This window comes from Actinomadura sp. RB99 (assembly GCF_014706005.1).
GTDB lineage: Bacteria > Actinomycetota > Actinomycetes > Streptosporangiales > Streptosporangiaceae > Spirillospora.
Genome location: NZ_JABMCA010000070.1, coordinates 1 through 21449 on the forward strand (window position 1 = coordinate 1; position 21449 = coordinate 21449).

General features: G+C 75.1%; 20 protein-coding genes and 2 rRNA genes. 17 read left to right on the top strand and 5 right to left on the bottom strand.

What is annotated here, in order from left to right; all coding sequences use genetic code 11:
• Together amrb99_RS39550 and rrf are read left to right on the top strand one after the other, a co-directional pair.
• Positions 1-229, top strand: a 23S ribosomal RNA gene (locus tag amrb99_RS39550); the annotation flags it as partial.
• Between the two features lie 155 nt (positions 230-384).
• A 5S ribosomal RNA gene (gene rrf / locus amrb99_RS39555) occupies positions 385-501 on the top strand.
• Between the two features lie 97 nt (positions 502-598).
• On the opposite strand, the gene amrb99_RS39560 is transcribed toward rrf, so the two are convergent.
• Complete coding sequence (locus tag amrb99_RS39560) at positions 599-1912, bottom strand: hypothetical protein (protein ID WP_190866274.1); 1314 nt, start codon at positions 1910-1912, stop codon at positions 599-601.
• Between the two features lie 6 nt (positions 1913-1918).
• On the opposite strand from amrb99_RS39560, the gene amrb99_RS39565 reads away from it, so the two are divergent.
• The 3 genes from amrb99_RS39565 to amrb99_RS39575 all read left to right on the top strand — a co-directional run bounded on the left by amrb99_RS39565 (position 1919) and on the right by amrb99_RS39575 (position 4777).
• A complete protein-coding gene (locus tag amrb99_RS39565; protein WP_241756363.1) occupies positions 1919-2860 on the top strand; it encodes a hypothetical protein in 942 nt (313 codons plus the stop codon).
• A gap of 131 nt (positions 2861-2991) precedes the next feature.
• Complete coding sequence (locus amrb99_RS39570; protein ID WP_190866190.1) at positions 2992-3795, top strand: SAM-dependent methyltransferase; 804 nt, start codon at positions 2992-2994, stop codon at positions 3793-3795.
• Positions 3796-3925: 130 nt separating this feature from the next.
• Entirely contained in the window at positions 3926-4777 is an 852-nt protein-coding gene (locus amrb99_RS39575; RefSeq protein ID WP_190866191.1) for a dienelactone hydrolase family protein, read from the top strand.
• A 13-nt stretch (positions 4778-4790) separates the two neighbouring features.
• On the opposite strand, the gene amrb99_RS39580 is transcribed toward amrb99_RS39575, so the two are convergent.
• The 3 genes from amrb99_RS39580 to amrb99_RS39590 all read right to left on the bottom strand — a co-directional run bounded on the left by amrb99_RS39580 (position 4791) and on the right by amrb99_RS39590 (position 7554).
• Entirely contained in the window at positions 4791-5726 is a 936-nt protein-coding gene (locus tag amrb99_RS39580; protein WP_190866193.1) for an MBL fold metallo-hydrolase, read from the bottom strand.
• Positions 5727-5809: 83 nt separating this feature from the next.
• On the bottom strand, positions 5810-6214 hold the full coding sequence (locus amrb99_RS39585) for an NUDIX domain-containing protein (protein ID WP_190866195.1): 405 nt from the start codon (positions 6212-6214) through the stop codon (positions 5810-5812).
• Positions 6211-7554, bottom strand: coding sequence for a DUF1015 domain-containing protein (locus amrb99_RS39590; RefSeq protein ID WP_190866197.1), 1344 nt, complete (start codon positions 7552-7554; stop codon positions 6211-6213). The genes amrb99_RS39585 and amrb99_RS39590 overlap by 4 nt, the downstream gene beginning before the upstream one ends.
• Positions 7555-7626: 72 nt before the next feature.
• Between amrb99_RS39590 and amrb99_RS39595 the strand changes: the two genes are divergently transcribed.
• On the top strand, positions 7627-8070 hold the full coding sequence (locus tag amrb99_RS39595; protein ID WP_190866199.1) for a tetratricopeptide repeat protein: 444 nt from the start codon (positions 7627-7629) through the stop codon (positions 8068-8070).
• An 81-nt stretch (positions 8071-8151) separates the two neighbouring features.
• Entirely contained in the window at positions 8152-9165 is a 1014-nt protein-coding gene (locus amrb99_RS39600; RefSeq protein WP_190866201.1) for an HAD-IIA family hydrolase, read from the top strand.
• A 53-nt stretch (positions 9166-9218) separates the two neighbouring features.
• On the opposite strand, the gene amrb99_RS39605 is transcribed toward amrb99_RS39600, so the two are convergent.
• The gene (locus amrb99_RS39605; protein WP_190866203.1) at positions 9219-9560 is read right to left on the bottom strand and encodes an SCP2 sterol-binding domain-containing protein; all 342 of its coding nucleotides are present in this window, start codon (positions 9558-9560) and stop codon (positions 9219-9221) included.
• Between the two features lie 116 nt (positions 9561-9676).
• Between amrb99_RS39605 and amrb99_RS39610 the strand changes: the two genes are divergently transcribed.
• From amrb99_RS39610 to amrb99_RS39655, 10 genes are all read left to right on the top strand, one after another.
• Positions 9677-9985: a hypothetical protein gene (locus amrb99_RS39610; protein ID WP_190866205.1), complete on the top strand. Its 309-nt coding sequence runs from the start codon at positions 9677-9679 to the stop codon at positions 9983-9985.
• 31 nt (positions 9986-10016) lie between these two features.
• The gene (locus amrb99_RS39615) at positions 10017-10820 is read left to right on the top strand and encodes a TlyA family RNA methyltransferase (RefSeq protein ID WP_190866207.1); all 804 of its coding nucleotides are present in this window, start codon (positions 10017-10019) and stop codon (positions 10818-10820) included.
• Positions 10821-10965: 145 nt separating this feature from the next.
• Positions 10966-11994 (top strand): NAD kinase, encoded by a 1029-nt coding sequence (locus amrb99_RS39620; protein WP_190866209.1) that lies wholly within the window; start codon positions 10966-10968, stop codon positions 11992-11994.
• Between the two features lie 58 nt (positions 11995-12052).
• On the top strand, positions 12053-13759 hold the full coding sequence (recN, locus tag amrb99_RS39625) for a DNA repair protein RecN (RefSeq protein WP_190866211.1): 1707 nt from the start codon (positions 12053-12055) through the stop codon (positions 13757-13759).
• Positions 13760-13873: 114 nt separating this feature from the next.
• Positions 13874-15118, top strand: a complete 1245-nt coding sequence (gene steA / locus amrb99_RS39630; RefSeq protein WP_190866213.1) for a putative cytokinetic ring protein SteA — start codon at positions 13874-13876, stop codon at positions 15116-15118.
• A complete protein-coding gene (locus tag amrb99_RS39635) occupies positions 15115-16071 on the top strand; it encodes a copper transporter (protein WP_190866215.1) in 957 nt (318 codons plus the stop codon). Before steA ends, amrb99_RS39635 begins: the two co-directional genes overlap by 4 nt.
• Positions 16072-16078: 7 nt before the next feature.
• The gene (locus amrb99_RS39640; protein ID WP_241756364.1) at positions 16079-17074 is read left to right on the top strand and encodes a hypothetical protein; all 996 of its coding nucleotides are present in this window, start codon (positions 16079-16081) and stop codon (positions 17072-17074) included.
• A gap of 57 nt (positions 17075-17131) precedes the next feature.
• Entirely contained in the window at positions 17132-18862 is a 1731-nt protein-coding gene (locus tag amrb99_RS39645; RefSeq protein WP_190866217.1) for a lipid II flippase MurJ, read from the top strand.
• Between the two features lie 10 nt (positions 18863-18872).
• A complete protein-coding gene (locus amrb99_RS39650; protein WP_190866219.1) occupies positions 18873-20111 on the top strand; it encodes a glycosyltransferase family 4 protein in 1239 nt (412 codons plus the stop codon).
• A 242-nt stretch (positions 20112-20353) separates the two neighbouring features.
• Positions 20354-21376 carry a TerC family protein gene (locus amrb99_RS39655; RefSeq protein ID WP_190866221.1) on the top strand — a complete coding sequence of 341 codons (1023 nt, stop codon included), beginning with the start codon at positions 20354-20356 and terminating at the stop codon, positions 21374-21376.
• Positions 21377-21449: the final 73 nt, after the last annotated feature.

A 21449-nucleotide genomic window follows, 5' to 3' on the forward strand; every position in this document is an offset into this window, starting at 1 on the left:
CGAACCTCTGGTGTGCCAGTTGTCCCGCCAGGGGCACGGCTGGTTGGCTACGTTCGGTCGGGATAACCGCTGAAAGCATCTAAGCGGGAAGCCTTCCTCGAGATGAGTTCTCCCTCCCCTCTTTGGAGGGGGTAAGGCTCCCAATAGACGATTGGGTTGATAGGCCGGGTATGGAAGCGCGGTAACGTGTGGAGTTGACCGGTACTAATAGGCCGAGTGGCTTGAACACACTGAACGTTCAATTCGAATCGCTGTTGTGTGGTGTTCGCGTCCCTGTGTGGTTCCCAGGAAACAACCGGGAACCGCTGGTATAAGTGAAGATTCGAGCCTGGTCGCTCGGACGAGTCTTCCCGCGCCCGCTTGGCGGGTGTTGGGGTTTGGTCGTTCGGTGGTTATGGCGGAGGGGAAACACCCGGTCCCATTCCGAACCCGGAAGTTAAGCCCTTCAGCGCCGATGGTACTGCATGGGAGACTGTGTGGGAGAGTAGGACACCGCCGGACATATATTGGTCGAGGGTCGCACCCCGTTTTTCGGGGGCGGCCCTCGACGCATGTCATGGACCTGCCGAAGTAGGCTGCAGGAGTCCATGAACCACCTTCAAGAACAGTGACGGACGTGATGAGCGCGGAAGAGGACGGCCGCAGCGACGAGAACCGCGAGCGGCGGGGGAAGAACGGCGGGCGGAGCGCGCCCGGCGCTCGTGGGGGCACCGGCGGGCCCGGTGCGCGCGGAAGCGGCGGTCCTCGCGGATCCGCGCCTCGCAACGGCGGTCCCAAGGGCGGCAAGGGCCGTCCCGGCGCCGGGGGCGGCTGGAAGGGACGCGACGGCCAGGGCCGGCGGAACGACCGGCCCTCCGATCGCCCGTTCCGGGGGGCTGACGACCGTCGCGGTAGCGAGGGAGGCCCGCGCGAGCGGCGCGATGGCCGTTTCGGCGGCGGACGCGGCGGCGAGCGCGGCCAAGGACGGTTCGGCGGCGCCGGTGGCGAGCGCCGGAACGCAGGCCCCCGCGATGAGCGACGTTCCGGCGCGCCCGGCGGTCAGCGTGGCGGGAAGCCAGGTGGCCGTGGCGACGGGCGCTTCGGCGGCCAGAGCGGCCCTCGCACCGGGCCGGGCGGACCGCGCGCCGGACAAGGCGCTGGCGGTGGCCGCTCCGGCGGTGGCCAGGGCCCGCGCGGCGAGGGCCGCGAGCAGCGCTTCGGCGGCCCTCGTGGTGAGCGCCGCGACGACCGCTTCGGTGGTCCGCGCGGCTCCGGTGCCGGAAACCGTGAAGAGCGTTTCGGTGGCCCGCGCGGTGGTGGCCAGGGTCCACGTGGCGAGCGTCGTGAGGGTGGCTTCGGCGGCCCGCGTGGCGAGCGTCGTGAAGGCGGCTTTGCCGGGCCGCGCGGTGAGCGCGGTGAGCGTCGTGAGGGCGGTTTCGGTGGCGGACGCGGGCCGCGGGGCGAGAGCCGTGGTGGCCGGCCCGGTGGGCCGCGCGGTGAAGCGCGCTCGGGCGGGCCTCGCGAGTCCCGTCCCGGTGGCCGGCAGGGCGAGCGCGGGTTCGAGGGCCGGCCGAAGGACCGCCGCTTCCCGGACCGCGACGAGCGCGGCGGGCGCGAGGGCGGCCGTCCCGGCGGCGGGTTCCGCCAGGAGCGGCCCGGCGGGCGCCGGTTCGAGGGTGATCGGGAACGGCCGCGCGGGCAGCGCGACGGCGGAGGGTTCCGCGGTCGCGGACCCGGGCGTCCCGAGGAGCGGGGCGGACGCCCGCACGGCCCGGGACGCGGCCGTCCCGCGGCGGCCGAGCGGGAGCGTCCGGCCCCCAAGCACGACGACCCGCTGCTGCCCGACGACGTCACCGGCGACGAACTGGACGCGGAGGCCCGCGCCGAGCTGCGGACGCTGCCGAAGGACCTCGCGGAGCGCGTCGCGCGGCACCTGGTGATGGCGGGGCGGCTGTCCGAGGAGGAGCCGGAGCAGGCGTACAAGCACGCCCGCGCCGCGCGCCGGCTCGCGTCGCGCGTCGGCATCGTCCGGGAGGCCGCGGGGATCGCCGCGTATCAGACGGGGGAGTGGGCCGAGGCGCTCGCCGAGCTGCGGGCGGCCCGCAGGCTGGGTGCGGGCGACGACTCCTACCTGCCCGTCATGGCCGACTGCGAGCGCGGGATGGGACGTCCCGAACGCGCCCTCGATGTGATCAAGTCGCCGGAGGCGGACCGGCTCGACCCGATGGGGCGGGTGGAGCTGCGCATCGTCGAGTCGGGCGTGCGCCGCGACCTCGGCCAGTACGACGCCGCCGTGGTGACGCTGCAGATCCCCGAGCTGCGGGACCGGCGGCTGAAGCCCTGGTCGGCGAGGCTCTTCTACGCCTACGCCGACGCGCTCGCGGAGGCGGGGCGCGAGGAGGAGGCGTCCGACTGGTTCGCCCGCGCGGCGGCCGCGGACCGCGACGGCGAGACCGACGCCGCCGAACGCTACGCGGAGCTCGAAGGACTCCACATCCTCGACACCGAGGAGGACGGCGAGGAGTCCCCCGAGGACCTCGCCTCGGGGCAGGAGCCGGACGACGCGGCCGCGGACGGCGGCGAGGCCGTGGCGGCCCCCGCCGAGCCGGTCGCGGAGGAGCCCGAGGAGCCCGAGGAGCCGGCCGCGGCGGTGCCGGAGATCGTCACGGCGACGGACATCCAGTTCAAGCCCGCCGATCCCGAGATCCTGGAGCCCGCCCCGGAGGAGCTTCCGGAGGCCCCCGCGGTGTTCCTCGAGCCGAAGACCGCCGAGCCGGAGCCCGATCTCGACCAGGCCGCCGCCGAGCCCGAGCCTCCCGCCAAGGCGGAGGCCGACGAGGACGAGCCCGGTCCGGACGAGGGGCCGAAGGCCGACGGCTGATCCGCTGAGCCGGTTTCCGGACGCGCCGCTCCGGTGCGTCCGGAAACCGGATCCGGCCCTCGTAGCGGACGAGAGGCCGGAAAGGGCCGAATGAAGATCCTTTGCCGGGGTCCGCCGCTAGTCTGTGCCGCATGACCGCCGGTAAGGAAGAGATCGTCCCGAAGGGCATCGACGTCGCGACGCCGCACATCGCGCGGATCTACGACTACTGGCTGGGCGGCAAGGACAACTTCGCCTCCGACCGGGCGGCCGCCGAGCAGGTGATGCTCGCGACGCCGACCATCAAGCCGGGCGTCACCGCGAACCGGGCCTTCCTGAGCCGCGCCGTGCGGACGATCGTCGGGCACGGCGTCACCCAGTTCCTCGACATCGGCACGGGCATCCCCACCGCGAACAACACGCACATGGTCGCGCAGGCCGCCGACCCCGAGTGCCGGGTGGTGTACGCGGACAACGACCCGATCGTGCTCGCGCACGCGCGGGCCCTGCTGTCCGGCGTGACCGCGCCGACCGCGTTCGTGGACGCCGACCTGCGCGACACGCGCCGGATCCTGGACGAGGCCGCGCGGCTGCTCGACTTCGACCGTCCGGTGGGCCTGCTGCTGATCGCGGTGCTGCACTGCGTCCCGGACGATGACGATCCGCGCGGCATCGTCGGCACGCTGCTGGACGCCCTCGCGCCCGGCAGCTTCCTCGCCGTCACCCATCCGGGCATCGACCAGATGCCGGAGCAGATGGCGGCCGCGGAGGACGCCCTCACCAAGGCGATGGGCTTCCGCGTGACCTTCCGCACCCGCGACGGGGTCGGCGCGTTCTTCTCCGGGCTCGACCTCCTCGACCCGGGGGTCGTCCCGGTCCAGGACTGGCGTCCCGAGGCGGACGCGGCGCCGTCGGCCACGACCGGGATGTGGGGCGGCGTGGCCCGGAAGCCGTGATCGCCGCCCGGACGGCACGTCGGGTTCGGCGGACGGGCAGGCCGCGCACGAGTTATTCGATAGTGTGTCAATAACTTGGCTCGGCGGCCCGCGCGGGAGGCCGGGTCCGCTGCGACGGAAGGGCCGGGTCATGGCCGACGACAGCATGTCCGACTTCTCCCGGGGGGCCTTCGCGCACGGCGGCGCGTCCCACCGCGTGTTCCGGTCGGGGACCGGGCCCGCCGTCATCGTGATGGCGGAGGTCCCGGGCATCACCCCGAAGGTGCTCGCGTTCGCCCGGCGCGTCCGCGACCTGGGCCTGACCGTCGTGCTTCCGGACCTCTTCGGGACGGCCGGACGCGACCCCGATCCCGCCGCGCACGGCTGGTCCGGCACCATCGCCTACGGCGTCCGCGCCATGGCCCCGCTCTGCGTCCGCCGCGAGTTCACCAAGCTCGCCACGGGGCGGACCTCGCCGATCGTGACCTGGCTGCGCGCGCTGGCCGCGCGCGAGCACGCCGAATGCGGCGGGCCCGGCGTCGGCGCGGTGGGCATGTGCTTCACCGGCGGGTTCGCGCTGGCGATGGCCGCCGACGACCGGCTCCTGGCGGCCGTGCTGTCCCAGCCGTCGCTGCCGCTGCCGGTCACCCGCGCGCAGCGGCGCACGATCGACATCGCGCCCGCGGACCTCGCGGCGGTGAAGCGGCGCGGCGCGGACGACCTGACGGTGCTGGGCCTGCGGTTCCGCGGCGACCGGCTCGTCCCGGGCGAACGGTTCGACTTCCTGCGCCGGCAGCTCGGCGACGCGTTCGTCGCCGTGGAACTGGACGACTCGGCGGCGAACCCGGACGCCCTGCTCAGGCCGCACTCGGTCCTCACCGAGCACCTGATCGACGAGCCGGGCCAGCCCACGCGCGACGCGCTGGAGCAGGTCCTGGAGCTGTTCCGCGCCCGCCTGCTCCTCCCGGAGGGCGACGAGGCGCCCGTCGGAGAGGGCGCGTAGGCCGCGCCGCCCGTCAGGCGTGCCGGTCGAGGGCGTGCATGATGCCCGCGACGTTGTTGGCCGGGCTGTTGAGGACGTCGTACTTGGCGGCCAGCTCGGGGTCGAGGTCGGCGCTGTTGATGGCGTAGCGGTCCTTCGTGCGCTCCACCACCGCAGCCACGGCGTGGTCCAGTTCGAGGCCCCGGTCCCTGGCGTCGCGGACCGCGTCGACCCAGACGCGCAGCTCCTCGGCGGAGCGTTCCAGCGTGCCCTCGACCTCGGTGACCGGGCCGTAGTGCGCGAACAGCAGCCGCTGCGGGCCGAGGTCGCGGAACCTGCCGAGCGACGCCAGTGCCGTGTCGAGGTCGAAGTCCGGCGGCGGGGTGGCGGGCCGCACGTCCGCCGTCTCCGGGATGTAGATGCCGGCGGCGTCGCCCACGTACAGGTCGCCGGTGCCGGAGTCGACGAGGCCGACGTGGTGCTTGGCGTGGCCGGGGGAGTAGTGCGACTCCAGGCGGCGGCCGCCGCCGAGGTCGACCACGCCGGTGTCCTCGACGGCGCGGATGCGCGCGGAGTCGGTCGGCTTCAGCTCGCCGAACAGGGTGTCGAGGGCGTCGCCCCACACCATGCGGGCGCTGCGCATGAGGCGGGACGGGTCGGCGAGGTGCCGGGCGCCCTTCTCGTGCACGACGATCTCGGCCTGCGGGTACAGCGCGGCGATGTCGCCGACGCCGCCCGCGTGGTCGAGGTGGATGTGGGTGACCACGACGCTCGCGAGGTCGTCCGCGCCGACGCCGAGCTCGCTCAGCGCCCGCTGGACGACGGGTGCGGAGCCGGCGGTCCCCGGCTCGATCAGGCACGGCCGGTCGGCGAGGATCAGGTACGCGGCGGTGATGCCGGAGTGGCCCGCCAGCAGGGTGTCGATCTCGTAGACGCCTCCGCCGAGCGCCGTGATGTTCGAGGAGTTCATGGGCAGATCATCGCCCCCGGCGGCCGGTCCCGGCCACCCGGGGCGGTGCCCGGACGGCCCGCGCGGCCGAAGCGGGGCGGCGGTCAGCGCAGCCGGCCCGCCGCGTGCAGGTCGTCGAAGATCAGCTGGTCGACGGGCGACACCCGGCCGCGGTCGGCGTAGCCGAGCCAGGCGATCTCCTCGATCTCGCTGCTCGGCGCGGGCGTGCCGGTGTGGTCGGCGGTGTAGCAGGTCATCCGGACGGTGACGCCGCCGGCGTGCCCGTGCGCCTGCGCCTCCCAGGTGCCGAGGTGGGCGGCCGTCTCCGGCAGGACGTCGACGGTCAGCTCCTCCTTGACCTCGCGGACGAGCGTCCGCACGTCGGACTCGCCGGGCTCCCGCTTGCCTCCCGGCAGGTAGTAGACGTCCTTGCCGCGGGAGCGGGTGCTGAGGACGCGGCCCCCGTCCAGCAGGATCCACGCGATCTTGTCGATGGTGCGGTCGGTCATCGCTCGTTTTCCGGGTCGAGGAGGCGCAGCACGAGGCCCGTCCGGGGCTTCGGGCCGAACGAGGTGGACTTGCGGGGGACCCGCTCGCCGCCGTTCGCGACGGCGAGGACGTCCGCCACCCGCAGCGGGTTGAGGACGACGGCGGTGCCGCCCGCGCGGCGGGCCCGGCCGAGGGCGGCGGACGGGTCGTCGTGCACGACCTCGATGGCGTTCTCGTTCTCGGGGACGTTCCACAGGTCCCCGACGAGCAGGTGGTCGAGGATCGCGGTGTCCAGGCGGCGCCAGCGCGGGGAGTGCTCGGACGGCATCACGCGGGCCAGCGCCGCGGGGTCGGGGTCGGTGAGCAGGTGGAGCCTCTCTCCGCCGCCGAGCAGGAACGCGGGGCCCTGCGCCTCGCCCAGCGTGCACACGGCCCGGCTCTCGTCCTCGAAGCCGGTGACGTGAAAGGCACGGCGCGCGCGCTCGACGGCGTCGCCGGGCGCCAGGCCCGGCAGGACGCGGTGGATCGCGCCGAGATGCGGCGGGTACCGCGTCGAGTCGACGAGCAGCGCCAGGCCCTGGTCCCACGGGCCGGGACCGTCCCCGGCGGCGTGGTGGCGCGCCTGCAGGGCGCGGTACGTGGCGTAGCGGTGGTGGCCGTCGGCGATCAGCGCCTGCTTGCCGCGCAGGTCGGCGGAGACGCGGGCGTGCAGCGCGGGATCGGCGATGCGCCACAGCCGGTGCGTGAGCCCGTCGTCGGCGCGGAAGCCCAGCAGCGGCTCCTGTCCCGCGGCGTCGTCGACGATCCGCGCCGCGTCGCCGCCGCCCTCGTACACCAGGAAGATCGGTTCGAGGTTGGCGCGGGCCGCCGCCATCAGCGCCAGCCGGTCGCGGACGGGACCGGGGAACACGTTCTCGTGCGGCAGGACGACCCGGTCGGCCTCCGCGCGCAGCCCGAGCGCCCCGATCAGGCCCCGCTGCAGCACCGTCCCGTCCTTGGCCGCCTCGTAGACGTACAGGGCCGGGTCGGGGTCGGTGGTGAGCACCCCCTCGGCGAGCCAGCGGCGCAGCGTCTCGCCCGCCTCCCGGTAGCTCTCCCCGGCGGCGCGCGGCATGTTCAGCCGGACGATGTTGTGCCCGCCGCCCGACAGCAGCCGGCCGACCTCCGCGTCGTCCACCAGGTCGTACGGGGGAGTGGTCACCGCGGCCAGGTCGCCCGCCCGCTCGGGGACGAACCGGACGCCGCGGAACGGCGCCAGCTCCAGCCCGCCGCCCGTCGCGGGCCCCGCGGACCCGAAGATCCGGGCGCTGAACTGTTCCGGTCCGAGCCCGGAGGGGAGGTCGTCGTCCACTGTGGGCATGGTAATCAGCGACGGGCCCCCGCGCGTCGGCCGGGTACCGTCGTGGTGATCAAGGTCCGATGGGAGGTCCACATGAGTGGTGAAGGACAGGGACGCCCGGACGATTCCCAAGGCGACGCCCCCGGCGAGCATCCCGCCGCTCCGGGCGGAGGCGTCTACGAGTGGTACACCCGGGGCCTGGAGCTGCTCCGCTCCGGGAGCGCGGCCGCCGCGCTGCAGCTGCTGACCAGGGCCGCGGAGGCCGAGCCGGCGTCGCACAGCATCCGGGAGGCGCTCGCCCGCGCGCAGTTCGGGGCGCGGCAGTTCGGCGCGGCGGCCGAGAGCTTCCAGAGCATCGTCGAGGAGGAGCCCGCCGAGGACTACGCGCGGTTCGGGTTAGGGTTGTCGCTCAGCAGGATGGGCGACTTCGAGGGCGCGGTCGAGCATCTCGCGCTCGCGGCGGCCATGCGTCCGGAGAACCAGGACTACGCCCGGGCGCTGCGGCACGCCCGAGCGACCCTCGCGTCCCGCAGGTGACCGCCGTCCGCCCCGTTCAGCCCCCCGATCCAGGCTTGGCCCCCGAACGAGCCATGGCCCCCCGATCCCGAGGAGCGTGCGATGAAGGGCAGTGACCGTCCCCTGAGCGAGGCGTACGACGTCGCCCTGCTGGACCTCGACGGCGTCGTGTACGTCGGGCAGCGGCCCGTCCCGGCGGCGGCCGAGTCGCTCGCCAAGGCCCGCGCGGCGGGGCAGCGGCTGGCGTTCGTGACCAACAACGCTTCCCGCACGCCGTCCGCGGTGGCGGCGCTGCTCAACGACGTCGGCGTGCCCGCGCACGCCGACGACGTGGTGACCTCGGCGCAGGCCGCCGCCCGGCTGCTGGCCGAACGGCTGCCCGCCGGGTCGGAGGTGCTGGTCGTCGGCGGGATGGGGCTGCGGCACGCCCTGTACGCGCGGGGGCTGCGGCCGGTGTCGGTGGCGTCCGGGCGCCCCCCGGCGGTCGTGCAGGGCTACGACCCCCGGCTGTCGTACGGGCTGCTGTCGGAGGGCGCCCAGGCGGTCAGCATGGGCGCCCTGTTCGTCGGCTCCAACCGCGACCTGACGATCCCGGGCGGCGACGGGCCGCTGCACCCCGGCAACGGGGCGCTGCTGCGCGTGATCAGCTCGGCCACGGGCGTCGAGCCGATCGTCACCGGCAAGCCCGAGCGGCCGCTGCACCATGAGTCGATCCTGCGGACGGGCGCCGAACGCCCCCTGGTCGTCGGGGACCGGCTCGACACCGACATCGAGGGCGCCTTCAACGGCGGCGCCGACAGCCTGCTCGTCTTCACCGGCGTCACCGACCACATGCAGGCCCTCACCGCGCCGCCCAACCACCGCCCCACCTACCTGGCGCACGACCTGACCGGGCTGCTCGTCCCGCACCCCGAGGTCGCGCGGGACGGCGGCCGGCACTCCTGCGGCGGCTGGACGGTGACCCGGGACGGCGACCGGTTCGACGTCACCGGCTCCGGCGAGCCCTACGACGGCCTGCGCGCCCTCGCGTCCGCCGCCTGGCAGGACGCCGCCCCGCCGGCGGCGGAGGCGCTCAGCGGCGCGCTGGGCGCCCTGGGGCTGCCCCGCCTGCGCTGAGCGGGCTGAGCGGGCTGAGCGGCCGCGAGGGGCGAACGGGACGAACCGGGCGATCACAGCAGCCTGCGCAGCCGCAGCAGGTCGAACACGCTCGCCTCGACCTTGAGGCGGCCGGCCGCCCACGCCTTGGCCGGGTTCAGCTCCTCGTGCGCCATGGCGACGAGGTCGTCGCTGTCCACGGTCAGGCGGACCTGGGCGGCGGCCGGGTCGGCGGCGGGCTCGAACGGGTCCAGGCCGCCCACGTGCAGGCGCGTCCGGTAGGCCAGCCCGAGATCGGGGATGCGGCAGCTGATCGTGCGCTCGACCACGTGCTCGGCGAACCGGTCGGCGTCCACCTCCGCCAGCCGCTCCGCGATCCGGTCGAGCGCCGTCCGGCAGTCGTCCTCGTTCGCCATGGTCAGGCCGTTCCCCGTTCGATCGGCAACGATGTCGTTCTGGGACGGTAGCGTTCGCAGTGGCCGTGCGGCGACTCGCCGCCCGCGCCGGGAGGACCCAAGGGGAGGTACACGTGATGTCCGACGAGCCCGCGGCGACGCCGGGACCGGCGCCGCTCCCGCCGGCCGAGGCGGACGGCGAGGAGCCGGGCCTCCCGGCCGCGCCGCCGCCCGAGCCCACCGGCGACCCGCGGGTGGACGAGGCCGTCGCGCGCCTGGCCGATCTGGCGGGACGGCCCGTCCCCGGCCACGTCGAGATCTTCGAGGGCGTGCACCAACGCCTCCAGGACCTGCTGGCCGGGGCGGAGGGCCCCTCCGGCGAGGCGGGCCCGGCGGTGCCGCAGCCCCGGCCCGCGTTCCCCGACGCCCTGCGCCCCCGCCCGTGAGCCCGGTGGCGACGATCACGGGGGCGGGACGATGGCGGTGAGGCGGCGGCTGGACGCCGAGCTGGTGCGGCGCGAGCTCGCCCGGTCCCGCGAGCACGCGAGCCAGCTGATCGCCGACGGCCGGGTCAGGGTCGGCGGGCAGCGCGCGACCAAGCCGGCGACGCAGGTCGAGACGGGCGCGGCGATCCTCGTCGACGAGGCCGCCGGCGGCCCCGAGTACGTCTCGCGCGGCGGCCACAAGCTCGCCGGCGCCCTCGCGGCCTTCCAGGGACTGGAGACCGAGGGCCGCGTGTGCCTGGACGCCGGCGCCTCGACCGGCGGGTTCACCGACGTGCTGCTGCGCGCGGGCGCCGCGCACGTGTACGCCGTCGACGTCGGGTACGGGCAGATCGCCTGGTCCCTGCGGACCGACGAGCGGGTCACGGTGATCGAGCGGGTCAACATCCGCGACCTGGAGCCCGCGACGCTCGGCGGGGCGCGGCCCGGCCTGGTGGTCGGCGACCTGTCGTTCATCTCGCTGAAGCTCGTCCTCGGCCCGGTGCAGCGGTGCGCCGACCCGGCCGCCGACTACGCGATGATGGTCAAGCCGCAGTTCGAGGTCGGCAAGGACCGGGTCGGCGCCGGCGGCGTCGTCCGCGACCCGGGGCTGCGCGCCGAGGCGGTCCGCGGCGTCGCCGGGCACGCCGCGACGCTCGGGCTCGGCGTCCTCGGCGTGACCGCGAGTCCGCTGCCCGGGCCGTCGGGGAACGTCGAGTACTTCCTGTGGCTGAGGGCCGGCGCGCCGCCCCTCGACGACGCCGACCTGGAGAAGGCGATCGCGGAGGGCCCGCAGTGATCGTGCGTGCGCGCGCGGCCGTACAGAGGGCGTCCGAGAACACAGCGGCCCGGAGAACGGCGCCCGCGGCGGGAACGCCCGCGGCGGGGGCGTTCGTCGAGAGAACGTCGGCACGCCGGGTCGGGCCGGGGAGTGGGGCGAGGGTATGAGCAAGAGGTCGGTGCTGGTCGTGGCGCACACCGGGCGGCCGGAGGCGGTCCGCAGCGCCCAGCTGGTCATCGAGCGGCTCAGCGCGGCCGGGATCCGCGTCCGGGTCCTGGACCGCGAGGCCGAGGAGCTCGGCCGCGAGGGCGTGGAGGTGATGCCGAGCGCGGCGGCCGCGGCGGAGGGCGCCGAGGTCGTGATGGTGCTCGGCGGCGACGGGACGCTGCTGCGCGCCGCCGACCTGACCCGCACGTCCGGGACGCCGCTGCTGGGCGTGAACCTCGGGCACGTCGGGTTCCTCGCGGAGGCCGAGCGGGAGGACCTCGCCGCCACCGTCGACCGGGTGGTGACGCGCCGCTACGACGTCGAGGAGCGCATGACGATCGACGTCACCGTCCGCCGCAACGGCACGGTGATGGGCGCGACGTGGGCGCTCAACGAGGCGAGCATCGAGAAGGCCGAGCGGGAGCGGATGCTGGAGGTCGTCGCGGAGATCGACGGCCGGCCGCTGTCGAACTGGGGCTGCGACGGCGTGGTGTGCGCCACCCCGACCGGCTCCACCGCGTACGCGTTCTCCGCGGGCGGCCCCGTGGTGTGGCCGGAGGTCGAGGCGATGCTGGTCGTGCCGATCAGCGCGCACTCGCTGTTCGCGCGCCCGCTGGTGGTGTCGCCGCGGTCGCTGGTGGCGGTGGAGGTGCTCGCGGACACGCCGCGCGCGGTGCTGTGGTGCGACGGGCAGCGGACCCTCGACCTGCCGCCCGGCGCCCGGGTCGAGGTCCGGCGCGGCGCCGAGCCGGTCCGGCTCGCCCGGCTGCACCTCACCCCGTTCACCGACCGGCTCGTCACCAAGTTCGGGCTCCCGGTGACGGGCTGGCGGGGCCGGGTCCGGCAGCCCGCGACCCCCTCCCCGGCGGAGGAGGTGCCGCAGGTCACCGGGGTCGAGACGATCGGCGGCGGAACCGGGGCCGCGCCGGGGGCGTCCGACCTCGCCGGGACGGACGGGGGAGCATCCGGCGCGCAGAGTGGATAATCTCCACAGGCGCTGATCGGGGATTCGTTTGCGGAGGGTTGTGACGCTGGTGCGTCCGATGGTCGATGAGGTGCGGATCCAGGGCCTCGGCGTGATCGACGAGGCCGTGCTCGATCTGTCGCCGGGGTTCAACGTGGTGACCGGTGAGACCGGGGCCGGCAAGACCATGGTGGTGACGAGCCTGGGCCTGCTGTTCGGCGGCCGCGCCGACCCGCAGCGGGTCCGGCCCGGCGCCGGCCGTGCCGCCGTGGAGGGGCGGATCGTGGTCGACCCGGGCGGCCGGGCGGTCGAGCGGGTCGAGGAGGCCGGCGGCGAGCTGGACGACGGCGCGCTGATCGTGACCCGGTCGGTGTCCGCGGAGGGCCGCTCCCGGGCGTTCCTCGGCGGCCGGTCCGTCCCGGTGAGCGTGCTGATCAACCTCGCCGACGACCTGGTCGCCGTGCACGGCCAGTCCGACCAGCAGCGGCTGCTGCAGGCCGGGCGGCAGCGCGGCGCGCTGGACCGGTACGCGGGCGCCGCCCTCACCAAGCCGATGCGCGCCTACACCAAGGCCTACCAGCGGCACCGCCAGGTCAGCGCCCTGCTGGAGGAGCTGACCACGCGGTCGCGGGAGCGCGCGCAGGAGGCCGACGTGCTCCGCTTCGGCCTGGAGGAGATCGAGAAGGTCGATCCCAAGGAGGGCGAGGACGTCGACCTCGCCGCCGAGGAGGAGCGGCTCGGGCACGCCGACGCGCTGCGCGGCGCGGCCGACACCGCGCACGAGGCGCTGCTCGGCGACGCCGCCGCGGCGTTCGAGGCCGCGAACGTGACGAGCCTGCTCGGCCAGGCCCGCAACGCCCTGGAGGCCGTCCGCGAGCACGACCCGGACCTGGCGGCGCTCGCCGACCGGCTCGCCGAGGCCGGCTACCTCGTCTCCGACGTCGGCACCGACCTCGCCTCCTACGCCGAGTCGGTGGACGCCGACCCGGCGCGGCTCGCCGCCGTCCAGGAGCGGCGCGCCGAGCTGACCTCGCTGGTCCGCAAGTACGGCGGCGAGGAGGGGACGGTCGCGGAGGTGCTGGAGTGGGCGCGCCGGTCGGCGGCCCGCCTCACCGAGCTGGACGGCGACGACGACCGCATCGACGAGCTGCGCGCCGAGCACGCCGAGCTGACCGAGCGGCTCGCCGCCGAGGCGGCGGAGCTGACCGCGGTCCGCGGCCGCGCCGCCGAGCGGTTCTCCGAGGCCGTCACCGCGGAGCTGACCGCGCTGGCGATGCCGCACGCCCGGGTCGTGGTGACCGTCACCCCCACCGACGACTACGGGCCGCACGGCGTCGACGAGGTGGAGGTGCGGCTCGCCCCGCACCCCGGCGCGCCGCCGCTGCCGCTGCACAAGGGCGCGTCGGGCGGCGAGCTGTCCCGGGTGATGCTGGCGATCGAGGTGGTGTTCGCCGGCGCCGACCCCGTCCCCACGTTCGTGTTCGACGAGGTCGACGCGGGCGTCGGCGGCAAGGCGGCGGTGGAGATCGGCCGCCGGCTCGCCCGCCTCGCCCGCAACGCGCAGGTGATCGTCGTCACGCACCTGCCGCAGGTCGCCGCGTTCGCCGACCAGCACCTGCTGGTGGAGAAGTCCGACGACGGCACCGTCACCAGCAGCGGCGTCACCGCGCTGGACCGGGAGGGCCGGATCCGGGAGCTGTCCCGGATGCTCGCCGGCCTGGAGGACTCCGAGCTCGGCCGGGCGCACGCCGAGGAACTGCTGGCCATGGCCGCCGAGGAACGCTAGCCGCTCCGCGAACAGGGAGAACGCACAAGTGAACACGGTGGGCGACGGGACGGACACGCCTCGTCGATCGTCCCTGCGGCTCTTTACTCCCGTGCTCTGGCAGGATGGCAGGCGATGAACGAACCGGCTCCCACCACCGAGCGGCGCGCCCGGCTGACGCAGCGGCTGACGCTGCCGCGCCGCGTGCTCGCGCTCGGCCGCGGCCGCGACGACGGCCGGCAGGGGGTCAGCGCGACCGTCCGGCTGGACCGCCGCACCAAGGACCTGACCAAGCGGCTGCAGCCCGGCGAGGTCGCCGTGATCGACCACGTCGACCTCGACCGGGTCAGCGCCGAGGCGCTGGTGTCGTGCCAGGTCGGCGCGGTGGTGAACGTCGCGCCGAGCATCTCCGGCCGGTACCCGAACCTCGGCCCGCAGATCCTGGTGGACGCCGGCGTCCCGCTCGTCGACGACGTCGGCCCGGAGATCTTCGGCAAGCTGCACGAGGGCGACCAGGTCCGGGTCGAGGGCCCGTCCGTCTACCTCGGCGAGGACGTCGTCGCCAAGGGCACCGAGCAGTCCGCCGAGACGGTCGAGACGGCGCTCACCGAGGCCAAGGCGGGGCTCGCCAGCCAGCTCGAGGCGTTCGTCGCCAACACGATGGAGTACGTCAAGCGCGAGCGCGACCTGCTCATCGACGGCGTCGGCGTGCCCGAGGTGGCCACGAAGATCAACGGCCGGCACGCGCTGATCGTGGTCCGCGGCTACCACTACCGCGAGGACATCGCGACCCTGCGGCCCTACATCCGCGAGTACCGGCCGGTCCTGATCGGGGTGGACGGCGGCGCGGACGCGCTGCTGGAGGCCGGCTACCGCCCCGACATGATCGTCGGCGATATGGACTCGGTCTCCGACGACGCGCTGACCTGCGGCGCGGAGATCGTCGTGCACGCCTACCGGGACGGGCGGGCGCCCGGCCTGAAGCGCGTGCACGAGCTGGGCCAGGAGGCCGTGGTCTTCCCCGCGACCGCCACCAGCGAGGACATCGCGATGCTGCTCGCCGACGACAAGGGCGCCACCCTGATCGTCGCGGTCGGCACGCACGCCAACATGGTCGAGTTCCTCGACAAGGGCCGCGCCGGCATGGCCAGCACGTTCCTCACCCGCCTCCGGGTCGGCAGCAAGCTGGTGGACGCCAAGGGCGTCTCCCGGCTGTACCGCAGCCGCATCTCCACCTGGTCGCTGCTGTTCCTCGTCCTCGGCGCGTTCGTCGCCATCGTCACCGCCGTCGCCATGTCCCCGGCGGGGGACGTCATCAGTCCCCTGCTGGCCGACCGCTGGCACGCCTTCGTCTTCTGGCTGACCGGACTCTTCACGTGATCGATTTCCGCTATCACCTCGTCTCCATCGTCGCGATCTTCCTCGCGCTGGCGCTCGGCATCGTGCTGGGCTCCACCACCCTGTCCAACTCGGTCGGCGACACGCTGCGCAAGCAGGTCAGCTCGGCGACCCGCAGCGCCCAGGAGGCGCGGGTCCAGCAGCGCCAGCTGCAGCACCAGGTGAACGGGGAGGAGCAGTTCAGCAAGGTGCTGTCGCCGCAGCTCGTCGCGGACCGGCTGAAGGGCCAGTCCGTCGTGCTGATCGAGACGCCGGGCGCCGGCAGCGACAGCATCGACCAGGTCAGCGGGCTGGCCAAGGACGCGGGCGCCGCCGTCACCGGCCGGGTGACGATCCAGAAGAAGCTGCTGGACGACGACCAGCAGAGCACTCTGGACGAGCTGGCCACCCAGCTGAAGAGCGACGGCGTGGAGTTCCCGTCGGGCGCCAGCTCCTACGACAAGGCGGGCGCGGTGCTGGCGAACGCGCTGCTCACCCGCGACCCCGCGAAGACGGGTCGCGAGGACGCCGCCGGCGGGGCCGTGCTCAGCGGCTTCAAGCAGGCCGGGTACATCACCACCAGCGGCAAGCCTGGCCGCCACGCCACCCTCGCCGTGATGGTCGCGCCGGCGAACCCGTACGCCTACGACGGCGGGGACCAGGACAACAAGGCACTGATCTCGCTGGCCACCGCCCTCGACGGCGCCGGTCGCGGTACGGTCGTCGGAGGCCCCGTCACCTCCGCGCAGGAGGGCGGGCTGATCGCGGCGCTGCGTGACTCCGACGCCGGCGACTCGGTCTCCGCCGTCGACATGGTGGACACCTCGTCCGGGCAGGTCGTGACGATCCTGGCGCTGCAGAACGAGCTGAACGGCAAGTCCGGACAGTACGGGACGGGCGCCGGCGCGAGCGGCTACCTGCCCTCGCCCGCGCCCACGGCGGGGAAGAGCGGGTGACGACCTGATGAACCGACGCATCGCCTCGGGTTCGGCGAGGGGCGCGCGGCTGCTGGCGGGGATGGGCCTGGGCGCCGTCGCGGCGCGGGCCGCGTACGTCGCGCTGACGCGGCGTCCGCCGGGCCTCAACGGCCTGCCGGGCGAGGAGGTGTGGGACCGCACCAACCACCGCGGCGAGCCGGTCACGCTGCTGGAGGGCCCCGCGCTGGTGGCGGGCGCCGCCGCGGCCGGGCTGCTGGTGCCCGGCGCGACCGGCCGCACCCGCGCCGCCGCGCTGCTCGCGGGCGCCGCGTCGGGGATCCTCGGCGGCTACGACGACCTGGCGGGCTCGGCGTCGTCCCGCGGTTTCAAGGGCCATCTCGGCGCGCTCGCCCGCGGCGAGGTGACCAGCGGCGCGGTGAAGATCCTCGGCATCGGCGCGACCGGGCTGGCCGCCGCCGCGATCGCCGGCTCGCCCGCTCCGACGCGGCGCGGCCGCGCGCTCGACACCGTCGTGAACGGCGCGATCGTGGCGGGCGGCGCCAATCTGATGAACCTGTTCGACCTGCGGCCCGGCCGCGCCATCAAGGTCGGCGTCATCACCGGGACGCCGCTGGCGCTGGCCCGGCCGTCGTCGGCCGTCGCCGCCGCGCCGCTGGGCGCCGCCGCGGCGCTGCTGCCCGAGGACCTCGCCGAGCGGGCGATGCTCGGCGACACCGGCTCCAACGCGCTCGGCGCGCTGCTCGGCCTGGCCGCGACGCGGCTCGGCCGCGGTCCCCGGCTGGCCGTGCTGGGCGGGCTCGTCGCGCTGAACGCGGCCAGCGAGTTCGTCAGCTTCACCAAGGTCATCGCGGCGAACCCGGTGCTGAACCGGATCGACATGCTCGGCCGGCGCCCCGTCGCGGCGCCCGCCCCGGCGGCCGCCGCCGCGGCCGACAAGCCGGACATGGAGGACGCGTTCCGGCCGCACGTGCCGCCGCAGTCGGGCCCCGCCGGCGACGGCGTCACCGCGGACCCCGCGTAGGATCGCGGAGCCCCCGCCGGTCCCGACAGCGCCTTCCGTGACGAGTGCCCCTCACCGATGCCCGCCAACACCCCGTCCCGCACCTCGCCGAGCGACCCGCCGGCGGGCGGCGGGCCGCCCGATGAGCACGACGGCGACGCCGTGACGCCGTCGCCGCGCGGGTCCGCGCTGCGGCGGCTGACCGGCGGCCTCGCCGGCGCCGCCGTGGTGATCGGGGTCATCACGGTGCTGGCGCGGCTCGCCGGGTTCGGGCGGACGTACTCCTTCTCGCAGACGGTCACCACGTCCTGCCTGAGCCAGGCGTACTTCAGCGCGACGCAGCTGCCCAGCAGCATCTACGAGATCGTGGCGGGCGGCGCGCTGGCCAGCATGGTCGTCCCGGTGCTGGCCGGGCCCGCCGAGCGCGGCGACCGCGCCGAGGTCCGCCGGACCGCCTCGGCGCTGCTGACGTGGATCGTGCTGCTGATGCTGCCGCTCACGGCGCTGATGGCGGGGCTCTCCCATCCGCTGATGGACCTGGCGGTCTCCGAGCATCTGCAGGGATGCTCGCGCGACGACGTGGTGCGCGTCGGCGGGGACATGCTGGCGATCCAGTCCGTGCAGATGGTGATGTACGGGGCGGCCGTCGTGCTGTACGGGCTGCTGCAGTCGCATCGCCGGTTCGTGGCGCCCGCGCTGGCGCCGCTGGTGTCGAGCCTGGTGGTGATCGGCGCGTACGTCGCTTACGCGCCGCTCGGCCGGGGGTTCGAGAACGACCTGGCCGGGCTGCCGTTGGACGCCGAGCTGACGCTGTCGGTCGGCACGGCGCTCGGCGGCGTCGCGATGGCAGCGACGGCCGGGGTCGCCGCGTGGCGGCTGCGCCTGCGGCTGCGTCCCACGCTGCGGTTCCCGGACGGGGTGGCGCGGCGCGTGCGGCGGCTGGCACTGGCGGGGATCGCGACGGTCGCGGCGCAGCAGCTGTCGACGCTGCTGATCGTGCGGCTCAGCTCGCGCGGCACCCGCGGCGCGCTCGCGAACTACCAGTACGCCTGGGCGATCTACCTGCTGCCCTGGGCGATCCTGGCGGTGCCGATCGCCACCAGCGCGTTCCCGATGCTGTCCGCGCGGATGAGCGCGGGGGAGCACGCCAGGTTCGACCAGGTCACCGCCGCCACCACCCGCGCGGTGATCCTGGTCTCGTGCGCCGGGGCGGCCGTGCTGGCGGCGGTGGCGGTGCCGGTCTCGGTGGTGTTCAACCCGGGCCATCCCGACCAGCAGGAGGTGCTGGCCCGCGCGGTGCTCGCCTTCGCGCCCGGCCTGCTCGGGTACGGGCTGGTCGCGCACCTCGGCCGCGTCCTGTACGCCTGCCATCGCGGCCGGATGGGCGCGATCGCGGTGGTCGTGGGCTGGGTCGTGGTGGCGGCGGTCGACGTGGTGCTGACGCTGTGGGTCCTCGATCCGAAATGGGTCGTGGCGGGCCTCGGCGCGGGCAACGCCGCCGGCATGACCGTGGCGGGCGTGCTGCTGGTCGGCACGCTGCTGCGCGCCCGGGGCGCGGGTGCCGTGCACGGGCTCGGGCGGGTGCTGGCCGCGGGGGTGCTCGGCGCCTGCGCGGGCGCCGCCGCCGGCTACGGGACGGCCGCGGTCCTCGGCGTCGGCGCGCCCGGCCTCGCCGGGCAGCTCCGCAACATCGGCACGGGGGCGCTGGCCGCGCTGGTCGCCGCCGCCGTGTTCCTGATCATCGCGTTCGTGGTCGACGGCCGGGACCTGCGGGCCGTCCTCACCCGGAAGGTCGCTCGCAGTGCCTGAGGAGACGAACATGTCCGAGAAGCCGGCCGGCTCCGGCGGGCCGGAGGCGCCCGCGGTCCCCGATCTTGACGGGCTGCGCGTCGCGCTCGTCCTCGGGACGGCCGCGGGCGGCGTCGGGCGGCACGTCCGGTCCGTCGCGGAGCGCCTGGCCGCGCGCGGCGCGCGGGTGGTGGTCTGCGGGCCGGCCGAGACCGAGCGGCTGTTCGGGTTCACCGAGGGCGGCGCCCGCTTCGAGGAGGTGGACGTCGCCGACCGGCCCCGCCCGGTGCGCGACGCCCGGGCGGTCGCGCGGCTGCGGAGGCTGCTGCGCGGCGCCGACGTCGTCCACGCGCACGGGCTGCGCGCCGGCGCCCTCGCCGTCGCGGCCTGCGCGCGCGTCGCGCCGGGCCCGCTGCGGTTCTCGCGCGGCGGGCCGCCGCTGGTCGTCACGCTGCACAACGCGGTCATCACCGGCGGCCGGACCGCCGCGATCTACGGGGCGCTGGAGCGGATCGTCGCGCGCGGCGCGGCGCTGGCCCTCGGCGTCTCGCCGGACCTGGAGGAGCGGATGCGCTCCCTCGGCGCCCGGTCGGTCGGGTACGCGCTGGTCCCGGCGCCCGTCCCGCGCGAGCATCCGGGCCCGGCCGTCCGCGCCGACGTGCGGGCGGAGCTGGGCGTGGGGGACCGGCCGCTGATCCTCGCCGTCGGCCGGCTCGCCGAGCAGAAGGGCCTGCCGACGCTGCTGGACGCCTCGCGCGCCTGGACCGGCCGGACCCCGCCGCCGCTGGTCGCGATCGCCGGCGACGGCCCGCTGGAGGAGGAGCTGCGCGCCCGGATCGAGGCGGAGGACCTGCCCGTCCGGCTGCTGGGCCGCCGTGGCGACGTGCCGGCGCTGCTGGCCGCCGCGGACGTCGCGGTGGTGCCGAGCGTGTGGGAGGGGCAGCCGCTCATCGTGCAGGAGATCCTGCGGGCCGGGCGGCCGCTGGTCGCCGCCCGGGTCGGCGGGATCCCCCGGATGGTCGGCGCGGACGACCGGCCGGCCGGCGACGGGGCGCTGCTGCAGGGGCCGGAGAGCGAGGCGGCGCTGCTGGTGCCGCCCGGGGACGCCGACGCGCTCGCCCGCGCCGTCCGGCGGATCCTGGACGACTCCGCGCTCGCGGTGCGGCTCGGCGCCGCCGCCGCGCAGCGCGCCGCGGAGCTCCCGGACGAGGCCGACGCCGTCGACCAGCTCGCCGCCGTCTACCTGGAGCTGAGCGCGGCGCGCCGCTGACCCGCCCGCGCCGGGCCTTAGATGCCGCACGGCGGGGCCGGGTTCGCGGGAATGCCGAGAAATCTGCGGGAGCCGGGAACCCTGGGGCGGCGTCCGGCGTCGAACAGGGCAAGTGGAGGGGAGTATCCCCGCGCACGGGTGTCGTCAGCACGGCCGGTCCGCACCGGCCCGGCGCCCGCGGCCCTCGCCCCGGGGGCGGGAGAGACCTCCGGCGCTCGACCACGTCCGCCGGAGGTTTCACGTTGTCCGTCGCACCCTGGGTGTGGATCCTGACGCTCGCCGGGATCCTCGCCGTCATCGCCGTCGACCTGCTGGTCATCCACCGCAACGACACGCGGGAGTTCACCACCCGCAGGGCCGCCTTCTGGTCGGTCGTCTACATCGGCCTCGCCGTGCTGTTCGGCCTCGGCGTCTGGCTGTTCTCCGGAGGGCAGCACGCCGCGCAGTACTTCGGCGGCTTCGTCACCGAGAAGAGCCTCAGCGTCGACAACCTCTTCGTGTTCATGGTGATCCTGACGCGGTTCGCGGTGCCCAAGCACGCGCAGCACACCGTCCTGATGGCGGGCATCGTCATCGCCCTGGTGCTGCGCGGCGCGTTCATCGCGGTCGGCGCGGCCGCGATCTCCACCTTCACCTGGGTCTTCTTCATCTTCGGCGCGTTCCTGCTGTGGACGGCCTACGGGCTCGTGCGCGGCGGTGACGACGACGAGTTCAAGGAGAACGCGGTCCTGCGCTGGGCCAAGCGCGTCATCCCGACGTCCGACGAGTACGACGGCTCGCGGTTCCTCACCCGGCGCGGGGGCCGCCGCATGGTCACCCCGCTGATGATCGTGATGATCGCGATCGGCTCCACCGACGTGCTGTTCGCGCTGGACTCCATCCCGGCGATCTTCGGGCTGACCACCGAGCCGTACCTGGTGTTCACCGCCAACGCGTTCGCGCTGATGGGCCTGGTCCAGCTGTACTTCCTGCTGGGCGGGCTGACCGACCGGCTGGTGTACCTCGGGCACGGGCTGGCGTTCATCCTCGGCTTCATCGGGGTCAAGCTGATCTTCCACGCGCTGCACGAGTACGGTGTCGCCTGGGCGCCGGACGTGCCGATCTGGCTGTCGCTCGCGGTGATCGCCGGCACGCTGGCGGCCACCACCGTCGCGAGCCTGACCGTCGGGGACCGCGCCCGCGGTGCCGCTGACCAGGGGCGGGACGAGCCCGCCGGGGAGGCCGGCGCGGGCGGCGAGCGGGCCTCGCGCACCTCCGGCCGGTGAGGCGGCCGGTGAGAGCGGAATCACTGCCCCACGCGACCCGAATCCTGTTCTAGAATCGCTGTCGACACGCGGT